The organism is Ruegeria sp. YTSA226, assembly GCF_059609905.1.
Genome location: NZ_JBXWMQ010000030.1, coordinates 1 through 14,178 on the forward strand (window position 1 = coordinate 1; position 14,178 = coordinate 14,178).

Genomic DNA, 14,178 nt, shown 5'->3' on the forward strand with positions numbered 1-14,178 from the left:
AAACTCAAACAGAAACCGAACCAGAGCCTCTGTTACGAAAACGCTTCACCTCTCCGAATATCTCTGACGACGGACAGGCTTCCTACTCATCGGCATGATGATACTAATCCTTGCGGCTCTGGCTCGCATCTTTACGCTTCTGACGGTGCGCCGACCATGAGGACGTTTCTTATTTTGGCCGGTCTGATTGTCCTCTTGCTCACGGGTATGCCAATCTTTGCCGGGCTCGGGCTTACATCGCTAATCAAAATGATGCTGACGGAGGGCAACGTGAATAGCGCGGCTGATACGGTGTTTGCCAAACTGAACAACGGACTTCTTACGGCTATACCGATGTTTGCTTTCTTGGCTCACGTGATGATCCGTGCCGGCGTGGTTAAGGACCTTTACGATGCAGCAAATGCAATGGTCGGCCATTTGCGTGGTGGACTTGGGGTCGCCACGATCCTCTCCTGCACCATATTCGCAGCCATTTCCGGTTCGTCTGTAGCCACAGCACTTACTATTGGCTCGACGGCTATCTCGCAGATGAAGCGCTTCAACTACAGCCCCAGCAATTCCTACGGTGTGATTGCAGCGGGCGGTACGCTCGGGATTCTGATTCCTCCCTCTGGGCCTCTTATTCTCCATGCCATTGTAACCGAGGCCTCGATCGGAGCTCTTTTCCTAGCCGGGTTGGTGCCGAGTATCATGATGGCTGTCATATTCGCGGTTTGGGCGATGGTCAGCGCTGGGTTTGGGGGCACGGCTGTCTCTCAACCATTTGCAGGTATGGGCGTTATTTGGTCACGTATGAGACAGTCGATCTGGGCCTTATTGATGCCACCGGTGGTTTTGGGCGGAATCTACCTCGGAGTATTTACGGCTACTGAAGCAGCTTCTATTGGCTGCCTTTACGCGCTGTTCATCAGTGTAGTTGTTTACCGCAATTTCGGTCTGAACGACCCTTGGGTGACTGCGTTTGAAACAGTGCGCACAACGGCGATGCTGTTCATGATCCTGGCTGCTGCGGCGCTGTTTGGTCACGCCGTAACCATTATTCGCCTGCCCATAAAGATCGTCGAACAAGTGACGGCAATGGGCCTCAGCCCCGCCATGTTTGTCGTAGCTGTTATGCTGCTCATTCTGGTGCTGGGCATGTTTTTGGAGACCATCTCGATCATCCTGATCACGACGCCAATCGTTTTTCCTGTCATGCTGGCATTGGGGATCGATCCAATTTGGTACGGCATCCTGCTAATGATCAACCTCGAACTTGCGCTGATCACACCTCCCGTGGGGATGAATCTCTTCGTCATCAAGGGCATTGCCAAAGCCCCTTTGTACGAGGTCATTCGCGGCGCCTTGCCATATGCAGCGCTAATGCCGCTGGGCCTGATCCTCGTCTTTGCATTCCCACCTTTGTCCACGTGGCTTCCCGAGGCGGCGGGGTTCGGCGGCTAAGCAACGCGTTCATGAAACTCCTTGAGTATTACCCTTTTCATCCTTAACGCCACGTCTCAGTAGGATTGGACCCCATGGCTAGGGCTCATTTGAGACACTAACCGTATACTTTCTGGGTCAGAAATGCCCGACGTTTAGGTTAGAATTGAATGACGTGATCCTCCGACTCATTGAGGTTTTGGCTGTCAATTGAGTCAAAGGTCAGTGGCGTTCCACATTTCTTGGTCTGGTCGTCATTTTGTGGATCAGTGTCGGAAAAAGTGAACTCTCTCCCCGTATTTCCCAAGTAGCATAACTTTGACAGCGAACGTTGTCAGTCACAGAAGCTGTCAAACGGGCCCGACCCGGAGCAGTTTTTAGACCGGTGTCGTTACCGAAGGGAGTTGGCCATGGCGAAACTACTTGATCCGTTTCAGCTCAAGCACCTGACGCTGCGCAACCGTATCGTCAGCACCTCTCACGCGCCCAATTACGTCGAAGATGGTCATCCGCGAGACCGTTACAGGCTGTATCACGAAGAAAAGGCCAAGGGTGGCGTCGCCCTGACAATGATCGGAGGATCGACGAATATCGCTGCCGACAGCCCCTCAGTATTCGGCCAGCTTTATGCCGGCGACGACAGTATCGTTCCCTGGTTTCGGAAGCTCACGGATGGTGTGCACCTGCATGGGGCCGCTATCATGTGTCAAATCACTCATATGGGACGCCGCACTGCTTGGGATGATGGGCATTGGTTACCGGTTATTGCCCCGTCCGGCGTTCGCGAACGCGCACACCGCGCCTTTCCCAAAGCAATGGAACAAGAGGACATTGAACGAGTGATCGGCGATTATGCCGCTGCGGCGCGACGTTGTCAGCAGGGCGGGTTCGATGGGATCGAGCTTCTGTCCCACTCGCATTTGCTGGGCCAGTTTCTGTCTCCACTCACCAACCAACGCGACGATGCCTTTGGTGGAACGTTGAAGAACCGCATGCGCCTGACCCTGCAGGTATTGGATGCGGTGCGCGCAGAGGTCGGTCCGAAGTTCATACTGTCCATGCGCATCACCGGCGATGAGTTGATTGAGGGCGGGCTGAGCGCCGAGGACTGCATTGCCGCCGCCCGGATGCTGGAAGATAGTGGCCATGTCGACCTGCTCAACATCCTGGTCGGGGCGCCCTACGATGACCTTGGCCTTGCTGAATGGGTGCGTCCGATGGGTCTGCCAGCCGCTCCGCATATTACTGTGGCCGGACGCATCCGCGAAGCCGTCAACCTGCCGATTCTGCATGCAGGCGGCATCGCAGACATTGCAACGGCTCGCCACGCGGTTACAGGCGGCCATGTCGATCTGGTCGGCATGACGCGCGCCCAAATGGCTGATCCTTATTTGGTGGCAAAACTGGCACGCCGGGAAGAGGATCGTATCCGTACCTGTGTTGGCCTCGGGTATTGCGTAGACCGCGTCAATCAGGGCAAGCCTGCCGTGTGCGGACACAATGCCGCCACCGGGCGGGAGCAAACTTTACCCCATGTTATTCCTGCCAGCCGCACCCGAAAGAAGGTGGTTGTCGTCGGTGGCGGGCCTGGTGGGCTGGAGGCGGCGCGGGTCAGTGCCTTGCGCGGTCACGATGTGGTTTTGTTCGAGGCGTCAGATCGACTGGGCGGGCAGCTTGTTTTGGCAGCCAAGGGCAGGACACGCAGGCAGATATGGGGTGTCGCCGATTGGTTGATTTCCGAGGTGACCACCCTTGGTGTTGATCTCCGCATGAATACCTATGTCGAGGCCGGTGACGTGCTTAGAGAAGCCCCGGATTTAGTCATAGTTGCTACCGGAGGATGGCCCGAGCCAGTATCCATTCCAGGCGGCGATCTGGCGCTCTCCAGTTGGGAGGTTCTGTCCGGAGAAGCGCGTGTCTCGGGCGAAGTTCTATTGTTCGACGAGATTGGAGACCATCCCGCGGCAGTCACGACCGACATGTTGGCAGGCGCTGGCCACAGCGTCGAACTTGTGACCCCCGACCGGGCAATTCTGCATGACCTTGGCCCAACGACCTCTGCCGTTGCTTTGCGCGATCTGGCAGCAAACGGGGTGACCTTTACCTGCCTCCACGAACTCTGTGCTCTAAGCCAAGAGGGAAACCGGGTGTGCGCCAGCCTGCGCAATGTCTTGACCGGTGATATCACCAAGCGTCTTGTCGACCACGTGGTTGTCGAGCAGGGTCTAATCCCGACGGACGCGCTCTATCACGATCTAAAGCCAAGCTCGCGAAACCTTGGGCAGGTCGATCACAAGGCGCTGATCAATGGTTCATTCCCGTTCAGGGAAGACGAGCCGGATGGCCAGTTCTATCTGGCCCGAATTGGTGACGCGATCGCAGGCCGCAATATGCACGCCGCGATTCTCGACGCTATGCGTATTTGCTGTTCAGCCTGAGCTGCGCTTCGAGCATTTTTCATCAGTAGCGGCGAAGGCAAAGCTGTACCTCGGCCCGCATCGAAATACCTTCAGGAAAGCAGAAGTTCGCAGCACTCGCACAGAGACCTAGTTTGCAGGCGAAAAGCAGATCTTAAGTTCGAAATACGATGCTTGCTCTACGCTGGAGGAAGCGGCCGCCCCAGCAAAGGGCTACCTAAACAATGCGGCATCAAAATACGCTCCCGATACTCAAACTTGGTGCTGTAAACAGGCTTGGCGGTTCAAAACCCACCGGTGCAAAAAACCAATGCTCGTTGAATTTTCTTGCGGAACCAACAGTACAGTGTTGAGATTGCTTCTGTCATTGGGAGGCTGGTCGGATGTTGATCTGGCCAACGCAATTAGATCAACTAGCGACTTAGAGCGACCGCCACTAACGACGAATTGACGAGTATCGCGCTGGGAATTTCGGCACGACACATAGGGGAGGAAAGAAATTGAAAAATCTGACGACGACGCTGGCGGGATCGCTGATAGCATTTGCGGCTTCGCTAACTGCGGCCCAAGCTGAAAAGCTGACGTTTTACTGCTCGGCACAGGAAGATTGGTGTCAACTCATGGCGCGCAGTTTCGAGGATGCCACCGGCATAGACGTCAATATGACCCGCAAGTCCTCGGGCGAGACGTTTGCACAAATTCGCGCGGAAAGTTCTAACCCTAAAGGCGATGTATGGTGGGGCGGTACCGGTGATCCCCATTTGCAAGCCGCCGAAGAAGGTTTGACGATGGAGTACGTGTCGCCGATGCGTGACCAGCTTCACGACTGGGCGATCTCACAGGCTGAAAGTGCAGGAAACAAGACCATCGGAATCTATTCAGGCGCACTCGGCTACGGCTATAACTCCGACCTCTTGGCCGCGAACAGCTTGCCCGAGCCCGCATGTTGGAAAGACTTGCTGAAGCCCGAATATAAAGGGCACGTGCAAATGGCGAACCCGAATTCCTCGGGCACCGCTTATACGACGCTTGCCTCGATGGTTCAGATATTTGGCGAAGACGACGGCTTTGAGTTCATGAAGGGCCTGCACTCGAACATCAACCAATACACCAAGTCGGGTTCGGCCCCAATCAAGGCCGCCGGCCGGGGTGAGAACACCATCGGCATCGTCTTTATGCATGATGCGGTCAAGCAGGCCGTATCAGGTTTTCCGGTCAAGGTCGTGGCCCCATGCGAGGGCACAGGCTATGAGATCGGTTCGATGTCGATCATTGACGGCGCTCGAAATGAAGAAGAAGCCAAAAAGTTCTATGACTGGGCGCTCAGCCCCGAGGCCCAGAACCTTGCGCTTGAGGTTAACGCCTTCCAGGTTCCGTCCAACAAAAATTCGGAGACCTCTGAAAGCGCACCTGACATGAGCCAGATCAAGCTTATTGACTATGACTTCAAAAAGTACGGCTCGTCTGACGAACGCAAGCGTCTCTTGCAGAAATGGGACGAAGAGGTCTCAGTACTGCCACAGTAAGTGACTGACACCACACCAAAAACGAACCACCCGGTTCTGATCTTCTGGATTGTTGCCGGGTGGGTCGGTTTCTGTCTGCTGCCATGGTTCATGGTGGAGGATGGCATTTGGTCATTCGTATGGCTGGTCGATGGATATCCGTTCGATGAAGGTTATGCGCCCGCCGCTTTCCTGATCGGACAGGGCGAAAAGCTGTGGCTTACGCCGCTTTTGGTCCCGCTTACCTTGCCTTTGTTGATACTCGGCAAACCAAAGTCCGATCCACAATACGCACGTATCCTGATTTTGGCTGGTGCCTTGGGTTTTGGCTGGCTGATTGCGCAAGGGTTCTCAATTGGCATTCGAGGGTTCAATTTCGACTGGATGAAGGCGCTGTTCGGAGAACCGAAGATCCGCCAGTTCGGCATGGGATACGGCGCGATGATCTGCGCCACAGCGTTCCTGTTCCTTTTAACTCAGGGTATTGCGGCGCGCGGCGCCATCAATGGCGACGTTTTCGTCGTCAGCGCTATTGGTGGCGTAATCACCATTGTTACAGTTTTCGTCTTCTTTCCAATTGCGAAGATGTTGTTTGCCGCCTTCGTTACTGAAGATGGTGTCTATTCAGTTTCGGTTTTTGCCTCGAAGTTCTTTGATGACCGACTTTGGGGCTTGGGCTGTTTTGCCGGTGCCAAATGCGGCGCCGCGTGGAACTCTCTGTTTCTTGCAGTTCTTGTGGGCTTCATCACGACGGCACTTGGACTATGTTTTGCACTTGTCGTCACACGGTCAGGTTTTCGTTTTAAACGCGGGATGCGCGCGCTGACAGTTTTGCCGATTATCACACCGCCCTTCGTGATTGGCCTTGCACTGATCCTGCTGTTTGGGCTTTCCGGTTCGGTCACCAAATTTGTTGCTGAGATCTTTGGTGTGCAGCCTACGCGCTGGCTTTATGGTATGCCCGGGGTGCTGATCGCTCAGACTCTGGCATTTACGCCGATCGCCTTTCTGGTTTTGATCGGGGTGGTCGAAGGGGTGTCACCTTCGATGGAAGAGGCTGCCCAAACCCTTCGAGCCAATCGTTGGCAAACATTCAAAACCGTGTCCCTGCCTCTGATGCGTCCCGGCCTGGCCAATGCCTTCCTGCTTGGGTTCATCGAATCCATGGCCGATTTTGGCAACCCACTTGTCTTGGGCGGAAACTTCGATGTGCTTTCGACTGAGATATTTTTTGCCATCGTCGGTGCGCAATACGATCAGGGCCGGGCTGCTGTTCTGGCCATGGTGCTGCTGTTCTTCACACTTTCCGCCTTCTATGCGCAGCGCGCGTGGCTGGGGAAAAAGAGTTATACCACCGTTTCCGGCAAGGGCGACGCGGGTGTGCACCCCTTGATGCCGCGCGGCCTTGCCATACCGGTTCTGGGCATTGCAATTGCCTGGGCGGTTTTCACTGCCGTGGTTTACGGGATGATCATCTATGGAAGTATCGTCGAACTGTGGGGCGTTGATAACTCGCTGACGTTCAAGCACTACGTCACAGCCTTTTCGGTTCGCTTCGAAGAAGAAGGTATTCGCTGGACCGGAGCCGCCTGGGACAGTTTCTGGACCACAATCACCATTGCTGCCATTGCCGCACCGTTGACGGCCGCCGTGGGGTTGGTCACTGCCTATCTGCTGACACGGCAAAGTTTTGCGGGAAAGAATGCGTTTGAGTTTGGTACGATGCTCTCTTTCGCCATTCCCGGCACGGTTATTGGCGTCAGCTATATCCTGGCATTCAACGTGCCCCCGATCGAGATCACCGGCACAGGCGTTATCCTTGTCGTCAGCTTTATCTTCCGCAATATGCCGGTTGGGGTTCGCGCGGGTATTGCGTCTATGTCACAATTAGACAAGTCGCTTGACGAGTCTTCGCTGACGCTCGGTGCAAATTCCTGGCAGACTTTCAGGCGGGTAATTCTTCCTCTTTTACGGCCCGCTATCCTAGCTGCGCTGGTTTACAGTTTTGTCCGGGCCATGACGGCGATTTCGGCGGTGATATTCCTTGTTTCAGCAGAGTATGACATGGCTACCAGCTACATTATCGGTCGGGTCGAAAACAACGATTACGGTCTTGCAATCGCATATTCCACAACGCTGATCTTCGTGATGTTGGCGGCAGTCGGGATGTTACAAATCCTCGTGGGCCGTGTTCAGATCGGGCGACGTACACAACTCGGGACAGAGAAAACGACATGACCGAAACGACTATAGCAAGTAAAGCCGCGCCTGTTCGTTTCGACGGTGTTTCGAAAGTGTTCGGCAAGGATGTGGTGGCCGTCGACAGCATCGATCTGCACGTCCAAGCGGGCAAACTGGTGACGCTTTTAGGCCCCTCGGGCTGCGGTAAAACGACGACGTTGCGCATGATCGCAGGACTGGAAATGGCGACCTCGGGTCGAATTCTGATCGGCGACCGAGACGTGACCAAATTACCCGCTACCGACCGTGACGTGTCGATGGTCTTCCAATCCTACGCGCTTTTTCCTCATATGAGCGTGCTGGAAAACGTCATGTATGGGTTGACCTTTTCCGGCTTCGACAAGCGCGAGTCCCGATCGCGCGCGCTGCATGGGTTAGACTTGGTTGGCCTGAAGGGCTTCGACAATCGTTTGCCAAGCGAACTTTCCGGCGGGCAGCAACAGCGTGTTGCTGTCGCTCGTGCATTGGTTTTGGAGCCACAGGTTTTGCTCTTTGACGAACCTCTCTCAAACCTCGATGCAAAACTGCGCCGCCAGGTGCGCGAAGATATCCGCGCCATTCAGCAAGATCTCGGTTTGACCGTCGTCTATGTGACTCACGATCAGGAAGAAGCCCTTGCCGTTTCAGATGAGATTGTCGTCATGCGCAACGCTGCCATCGCACAGATCGGCACGCCGCGTAAACTATATGATGCGCCGGTTGACCGGTTCGTGGCCGATTTCATTGGTGAGGCTAACCTGATCAGTTGCACTATTCTTTCCGTCAAAGGCGATTTAGCCACGATCGAAATCGAGGGCTATCAACACACGCTCCCCTCTCGTGGCCTAACGCCTGGTCCCGCAACGCTGGCCGTGCGCCCGTCACGGATATTGATTGGATCTGATACCGGCATCCCGGCCAAAGTTGCCAAGGCGACCTATGTTGGCGTGCGGATGGAGTACACTCTGGCCGGTGCCTTCGGGCAGGTATTTGCTGTGCAGGACGACGTGGACGAGCCACTGGAAATCGGCTCGGAAGTCAAAATGTCTTTTGCCGAACGTGGCCCCGTTCTGTTGCCGGAAGGGTGACGTGGGTAAACTTTTAGTCGTCTCTCAACCGGAGGTCGTCCTTGAGCCAGAGACACCGGTCACCGAATGGGGTTTGAGTGAAATTGGCCGCGCCCGAGCCGACACATTTTCACAAAGTAAGACCATGTCTAGCGTGACAGATATCTGGTCCAGTACCGAGCGAAAAGCGTCCGATACAGACGCTATCCTTGCAAAGCCTTTGGGGCTGGTCGCGAATTCCGAGCCTGGATTGAGTGAGAACGACCGAAACACTACCGGGTTCCTTCCTCCCTCGATATTCAAGGTCCGCCGCTGACACCTTTTTCAAGGCACCTATGTCCAGCTTCTGCAGTTGGGAAACAGCCCATGCCGCGCAACTGCGTATCGTTCGAACAGTCTTGTCAATCGTCATAAACCAAGACGGAAAAGACTTGGCCATTGTAACCCAAGGCGCGGTCGGAACACTGCTTTGGTGCCATCTTGCAGGGCAGAAAATCGATCGTCGGATTGTTCAACCTGGTCTGGGCCACTTCTGGCGTGCGGATATTAAAACTCTTCAACCTGAATTCGGGTCGAGCCCGATTGCCTGAAGGACGTCATTCGTTCCAAGCGTCGTCGCAGATCATTTTCAAGGTCTCGAACACGGCCGGTGTGCCAGCGATTACGCGACCACCGTCCCGGATCATCCCGTCGGCGTCTTGATCCTCGATCTCGCCACCTGCTTCGGCAATCATCAACTGACCGGCGAGGCAATCCCAGGCGTTCATGTGCTCTTCAATGTACCCCAATAGACGTCCCGCCGCGACATAGGCCAGCGAAAGCGCACCGCTTGCATTGCGATGATAGAGAGCGCCACGTTCGATAAGGGCCGCAATCACCGGTATGACTTTTGATGCCTCGACCCGGTTCGAATAACCTATTGAGACGGTTCCACTTGCCAGCTCCACGCTTGAGGCAACCTGCATGGCGTGTCCATTCAAAGTGGCACCTTCGCCTCGGACCGCCACGTAAGTTTCACCAACGTTTGGCTCGAAAATCACACCGACCTGCGTCTGACTGTCCGAAACGCACGCTAAGACAATCGTCCAGGCCGGAATGCCATTGACGAAGTTCGTTGTCCCATCAATCGGATCGATCACCCAGTCAAAACCGCTGGAGCCAGCTTTTTCCGCGTGTTCTTCGCCATAAATCCCATCATCGGGAAAAGAGTTCACAATCTTTTGGCGAATGAAGGTCTCGACGTTGCGATCCGCCTCGCTGACCCAGTCTTGCGCGCCTTTTTGATCAATGACCAAGGTATCTCTGGAAGCAAAATACTCTAGTGCAAGCGCGCCTGCCTCTTCTGCTACCGCAACGGCGAAGTTTCTTCGTGCAATGATGTTATGCATAGGTCGGCTCACTTCCTGCTAAATGCAAAACCATCCCTAGTGGATGGGGTGTCAGAACACAAAACAGTGTTTGCCAGACAGAAATCCACTTTCTTCGAGTCGCCCGAGTTTCTGTCGAAAGAATATGCCAATTAAAGCACTCATTCACTTCCGTGCAGTGAAGTCGCATATTGCTCGTGACCATTGCCGGATTTTGAGAACGCTGCATCGCAGCACTTGAAGTTGCGATGACGGTCCGCATCGGGCTGCCTGCGAGAGCGGCCCAGAGATATTATATTTCAATGGATTCGGAGATAGCCAAGGCATCTTCAAGTTCAACACCAAGATACCTGACCGTGCTGTCCATCTTTGTGTGCCCCAACAGAAGCTGGAAGGCGCGAAGCCCAAAGCTCCATATGCTGCGCCCTGCATCATAGTCCGCTTTCGTTCAGTCGATCCAATGAGTCAAATCACATGATCACTATTGTTCCATTCATATGTGGATGAAACGCACAGAAATATTTTGTTTCCATACCTTTAGTAACCTCAACTTTGGCGCTGACACCGTTTGGGATCTCCCCAGTGTCCCATCCGAACTCATCGGCTGTGGCCGTATGTGGTGCCAGATCTTCATTGGTCCATTGAATGGTATCACCAACAGACACGTTCAGAAGCTTTGGCGTGAATGCGAATGCTTTGATCCTAACTTCGTGGACTACGGGTTCTGCCGCCCGGGCTCGCGTTCGGGTTAAAGCGAGAGCGGCCGCCGATGCGACCGCTCCAACCATTACGCGACGGCGTGAATGGGCTTTTCCCATCACTGCAGTGCCTCGACCATCATTTCGGCGTGGCCTTCATGGGCTTTAAAGATCTCAAGTCCCTGCTCGAACAGAGCCTTCACCTCGGCATTGTCGATATTGGGGATCATTGTGTTCTCCACCAGATCATTCACCGCCTGGTGATAGGCCAATTCATTGGCTGCATAAGCGGCATCAAACTCTGCTCCACGCAGCTTGACGAAGCCATCGATGATCTCTTCGGCATTGGCATTCAGCGTTTGGCTGAACGCATTGTCCTGCGCTGACACGCCCAGTTTTTCGAGCAGGCCCAAGGCCGCTTCATTCACGGCAGTATGGTCGCGGATCATCGTGTTTGCGAATTCATGGATGTCGGGGTTCGACGACAAAGCTAGCGCCAGATAGGCATACCGAATGTCGATGTTATCGGCCGTATAGGCAATGTGAGCGTATTCGAGATCGCTCATCTCGGCGACGTCCTGCGCAGAGGCTTGAGCGCCAGTCATGGAAAGTGCCACAGCAAATGCGGAAATCAGTTTCTTCATTTTGGAGACTCCACTGAGTGTTACGATGGCAATAGGAGTAATCCGAACCGGGAAGTGAGATATATGCGGGAACGTTCGATTTTCTGTGCAGATCGTTCAAGCTGCTGTACAAAAACGCCAAATAATGCCATGAAAATGCATGCTTGATTTGCTTAGCGATATCCTTACGAAACTGTCTGTTCAAGGCGCGCTCTATTTTCGAACTTCGTTGACCACCCCTTGGGGGATTGAAGTTCCCAAGTTCAATAACGTCGCCCGATTTCATTTTGCTCATAGGGGCAATTGCCTGATCGAAGTTGAAGGATATGAAAAAGTGGTGGGGCTGGAGCAGGGCGATCTGTTGATTGTTCCGCATGGCGCGTCACACAAGTTGTACTGCGCGGCTGAAACAAGAGATGCAGTTTTGCCGCTGGACACGGTAATCGAGCGGTCGGGATACACTGGAACTGGGGTTCTGGTTTACGGCGGCGACGGCGATGAACGTGACACGCAACTTATCTGCGGCCATTTTTCATTCGACCCTCATGCAAAACACATACTGTTGGAACGCCTTCCACCGATCATTCACCTAAGGAATTACGGGGAATCCGCTGGAAAATGGATGGAGGCGACACTGCGCATGATCGGAGATGAGGCCGGGGGTCTTCGCCTCGGTGGCGATCTCATTGCTTTGAAGATGTCAGAAGCCATTCTTGCGCAGGCAATACGTTCGTTTGTGGAAAGTGACGAATCCTCGAGGTGGGGCTTGAACGGATTCTCTGATCACCATCTGGCTCGGGCTCTTGACGCGTTTCACAAGGATCCAAGCGCATCCTGGACGATAGAAACAATGGCGCGCATTGCAGGCATGTCACGAACAAACTTTGCGGTTCAGTTTCAGAAAAAGATGGCGATGTCGCCAATGCAATACGTAACAGCTTGGCGGCTGGAGATCGCGAAACGCTGTCTTACTGACCCATCAAGTTCTGTTTCGGATGCGGCAGAACGCGCTGGATACGCATCGGATTCTGCTTTTGCACGCGTTTTCAAGAGGGAAATTGGGCTCTCACCTGCCGGCTTCCGTCGGCAGATCACATTATCATCGGCGCAATAAACCGGACGGGATCTGTTGCGAAGTTTTAACTTGCCACAGTGATATCTTTGTACCGGCGGACTAAGCCGCCAGCTCCGTAAATTGCCGAAACGGACAGACACCGGGCGTGATTTGCCCTTTGCGGATTATGTGCACCACTTCTATTCCGTCGAGCGTTTTGCCGTGGTTGTCGACGGCTGGGTAAAGATAGACCCACGCGCCTTTCCCCTTGATGTTGATCACACCATTCACGCTATAATAGGTATTAACAATACCTATTATAGCACACAGATAGTGAGGCGTATCGTTAAGGTAGATCCGATGACTCGTACCATGCCAATTCGGCCACATATGTTTGACATCACAGCGGATGAAATCGCGACTTTGGTCAACCAGTTCTATGTGCGCATCAGAGTGCATCCTGATCTGGGGCCGGTATTTGACAGGGCAATCGAAGATTGGCCGGAACACGAAGAAAAGATCGCAGCCTTTTGGCGCGGCGCCATTCTACGAGAGGCAGGCTATTCGGGTAACCCGATGCAGGTTCACCTGGCGAACTCTGAAATCCTACCAGAACATTTTCGCCTGTGGCTCGACCTGTTCGAAGACACCGCAAAAAAAGCCCTTAAACCTGCAACCGCCGAAGCGTTCTCTCATTTGGCCACCAGGATCGGTAAGGGCTTGTCATTCGGAATTGAGAACTTTCGTCGTGAGGCTGACACTCCACCGGTGTTGTCATGACGGTCTCTGTCTATACCAAAGCTCAGGTCATCTCTGATCCTCCCGCACGCGTTGTCAAACGTTGGCTGCAGGCGGGCTGGGGCGACGTGAAACGCAACCCGGGATATTCCTTGCTTTACGGTGGTTCACTCGTAGTTCTGGGGTGGATTTGCATTGCGGCCCTGATGCTCAACGATCTTGGTTGGGTTTTGTTGCCTTTGCTAGCTGGCGGCGTTTTGGTCGGACCACTTGCAACGATTGGTCTTTATTCCGTAGCAAGCGGTAAAACAGGGCTCAGAGCGGCCACGGGTCAGATTACGTTGGTGGGCGTCATACTGATGGTTTTTGCTCTCATCTGGATTCGCGCGGCCACAGTTATGTTCGCCATAGTCTACGGGCTGCGCCCATTCTCAAGCTTCGCAGATACGCTGCTTTTGCTGATTACTACGCCATCAGGATGGGCGCTGTTAATCGCAGGATCATTGGTTGGCGGGCTGTTTGCGGCATTAGGGTTTGCGGTGTCAGCGTTTTCATTGCCAATGCTGATCGACCGCAAGATCGATGGCTTCTCGGCTATGGGGCTCAGTTTCAACGCCACCACTCACAACTTCAAGCTTTGCTTGTGCTGGGGAGCCATCATCACTCTTTTGACTTTGGTTGGAATACTGTCCGGGCTACTGGGTTTGGTCGTGGTGTTCCCATTGCTCGGGTACGCGACCTGGCATGCTTATGCCGAGCTTTTTCATGGAGATGCATAAATGACTGAAGCGCTTCCAAAAGGCGTGGTGCACTATGCGACCTCGCGGTTCACGCATGAGACATTGCCAGAAAAGCTGCGCAAAGATCACAGCACCAAAGCGGGTGTTTGGGGTCAATTGGCTGTGCAACATGGGCAACTTCTACTGAGCCGGGATGACAAGGGTGATCTGGTTCTGGGCGTTGGGGCCACTGCTGTGTTCGCGCCACAGGTGTCTGACGTCAGCACCTACCGGATAGATTTAGGGTTTGAGCAACGGAGGATTTCTGGTTCATCGAAGCCATTATGG

Annotated in this window: 12 protein-coding genes and 1 pseudogene; 9 read left to right on the top strand and 4 right to left on the bottom strand. The window is 54.1% G+C overall.

Annotation, left to right across the window (positions count from 1 at the left end; all coding sequences use genetic code 11):
* The 5 genes from AC2FFF_RS19560 to AC2FFF_RS19580 form a co-directional block, all read left to right on the top strand.
* On the top strand, nucleotides 1-1,443 hold a 1,443-nt coding region (locus tag AC2FFF_RS19560), incomplete at its 5' end, for a TRAP transporter large permease (protein WP_496883077.1).
* A 389-nt stretch (nucleotides 1,444-1,832) separates the two neighbouring features.
* A complete protein-coding gene (locus AC2FFF_RS19565) occupies nucleotides 1,833-3,860 on the top strand; it encodes an oxidoreductase (protein ID WP_496883078.1) in 2,028 nt (675 codons plus the stop codon).
* Nucleotides 3,861-4,339: 479 nt separating this feature from the next.
* Nucleotides 4,340-5,365 carry an ABC transporter substrate-binding protein gene (locus tag AC2FFF_RS19570; RefSeq protein WP_142637631.1) on the top strand — a complete coding sequence of 342 codons (1,026 nt, stop codon included), beginning with the start codon at nucleotides 4,340-4,342 and terminating at the stop codon, nucleotides 5,363-5,365.
* The gene (locus AC2FFF_RS19575; RefSeq protein WP_281973923.1) at nucleotides 5,366-7,582 is read left to right on the top strand and encodes an ABC transporter permease; all 2,217 of its coding nucleotides are present in this window, start codon (nucleotides 5,366-5,368) and stop codon (nucleotides 7,580-7,582) included.
* A complete protein-coding gene (locus AC2FFF_RS19580; protein WP_281973922.1) occupies nucleotides 7,579-8,652 on the top strand; it encodes an ABC transporter ATP-binding protein in 1,074 nt (357 codons plus the stop codon). Before AC2FFF_RS19575 ends, AC2FFF_RS19580 begins: the two co-directional genes overlap by 4 nt.
* A 575-nt stretch (nucleotides 8,653-9,227) precedes the next feature.
* Here AC2FFF_RS19580 and AC2FFF_RS19585 read toward each other — a convergent pair.
* From AC2FFF_RS19585 to AC2FFF_RS19595, 3 genes are all read right to left on the bottom strand, one after another.
* On the bottom strand, nucleotides 9,228-10,019 hold the full coding sequence (locus tag AC2FFF_RS19585; RefSeq protein ID WP_281973921.1) for an inositol monophosphatase family protein: 792 nt from the start codon (nucleotides 10,017-10,019) through the stop codon (nucleotides 9,228-9,230).
* A gap of 449 nt (nucleotides 10,020-10,468) precedes the next feature.
* The gene (locus tag AC2FFF_RS19590) at nucleotides 10,469-10,816 is read right to left on the bottom strand and encodes a cupredoxin domain-containing protein (RefSeq protein WP_416383926.1); all 348 of its coding nucleotides are present in this window, start codon (nucleotides 10,814-10,816) and stop codon (nucleotides 10,469-10,471) included.
* Complete coding sequence (locus tag AC2FFF_RS19595) at nucleotides 10,816-11,340, bottom strand: DUF4142 domain-containing protein (RefSeq protein WP_142637641.1); 525 nt, start codon at nucleotides 11,338-11,340, stop codon at nucleotides 10,816-10,818. Before AC2FFF_RS19595 ends, AC2FFF_RS19590 begins: the two co-directional genes overlap by 1 nt.
* A 139-nt stretch (nucleotides 11,341-11,479) precedes the next feature.
* Here AC2FFF_RS19595 and AC2FFF_RS19600 point away from each other — a divergent pair, with 139 nt between their 5' ends.
* Nucleotides 11,480-12,433, top strand: a complete 954-nt coding sequence (locus AC2FFF_RS19600) for an AraC family transcriptional regulator (RefSeq protein ID WP_142637643.1) — start codon at nucleotides 11,480-11,482, stop codon at nucleotides 12,431-12,433.
* Nucleotides 12,434-12,493: 60 nt separating this feature from the next.
* Here AC2FFF_RS19600 and AC2FFF_RS19605 read toward each other — a convergent pair.
* Nucleotides 12,494-12,592 (bottom strand): annotated as a pseudogene (locus tag AC2FFF_RS19605) (IS6 family transposase); the annotation flags it as partial.
* A gap of 141 nt (nucleotides 12,593-12,733) precedes the next feature.
* On the opposite strand from AC2FFF_RS19605, the gene AC2FFF_RS19610 reads away from it, so the two are divergent.
* The 3 genes from AC2FFF_RS19610 to AC2FFF_RS19620 all read left to right on the top strand — a co-directional run.
* Complete coding sequence (locus tag AC2FFF_RS19610) at nucleotides 12,734-13,153, top strand: group III truncated hemoglobin (RefSeq protein WP_496883079.1); 420 nt, start codon at nucleotides 12,734-12,736, stop codon at nucleotides 13,151-13,153.
* The gene (locus AC2FFF_RS19615) at nucleotides 13,150-13,890 is read left to right on the top strand and encodes a DUF2189 domain-containing protein (protein WP_142637647.1); all 741 of its coding nucleotides are present in this window, start codon (nucleotides 13,150-13,152) and stop codon (nucleotides 13,888-13,890) included. Before AC2FFF_RS19610 ends, AC2FFF_RS19615 begins: the two co-directional genes overlap by 4 nt.
* The coding region (locus AC2FFF_RS19620) for a TehB-like domain-containing protein (RefSeq protein WP_496883080.1) at nucleotides 13,891-14,178 on the top strand (288 nt) is incomplete at its 3' end. It lies immediately after the preceding gene.

Bases quoted from the DNA above. Each gene is read 5' to 3' on its own strand.
- AC2FFF_RS19565 (WP_496883078.1), top strand. From the start codon at position 1,833: ATGGCGAAACTACTTGATCCGTTTCAGCTCAAGCACCTGACGCTGCGC.
- AC2FFF_RS19580 (WP_281973922.1), top strand. From the start codon at position 7,579: ATGACCGAAACGACTATAGCAAGTAAAGCCGCGCCTGTTCGTTTCGAC.
- AC2FFF_RS19585 (WP_281973921.1), bottom strand. From the start codon at position 10,019: ATGCATAACATCATTGCACGAAGAAACTTCGCCGTTGCGGTAGCAGAA.
- AC2FFF_RS19590 (WP_416383926.1), bottom strand. From the start codon at position 10,816: ATGGGAAAAGCCCATTCACGCCGTCGCGTAATGGTTGGAGCGGTCGCA.
- AC2FFF_RS19595 (WP_142637641.1), bottom strand. From the start codon at position 11,340: ATGAAGAAACTGATTTCCGCATTTGCTGTGGCACTTTCCATGACTGGC.
- AC2FFF_RS19600 (WP_142637643.1), top strand. From the start codon at position 11,480: ATGCTTGATTTGCTTAGCGATATCCTTACGAAACTGTCTGTTCAAGGC.
- AC2FFF_RS19610 (WP_496883079.1), top strand. From the start codon at position 12,734: ATGACTCGTACCATGCCAATTCGGCCACATATGTTTGACATCACAGCG.
- AC2FFF_RS19615 (WP_142637647.1), top strand. From the start codon at position 13,150: ATGACGGTCTCTGTCTATACCAAAGCTCAGGTCATCTCTGATCCTCCC.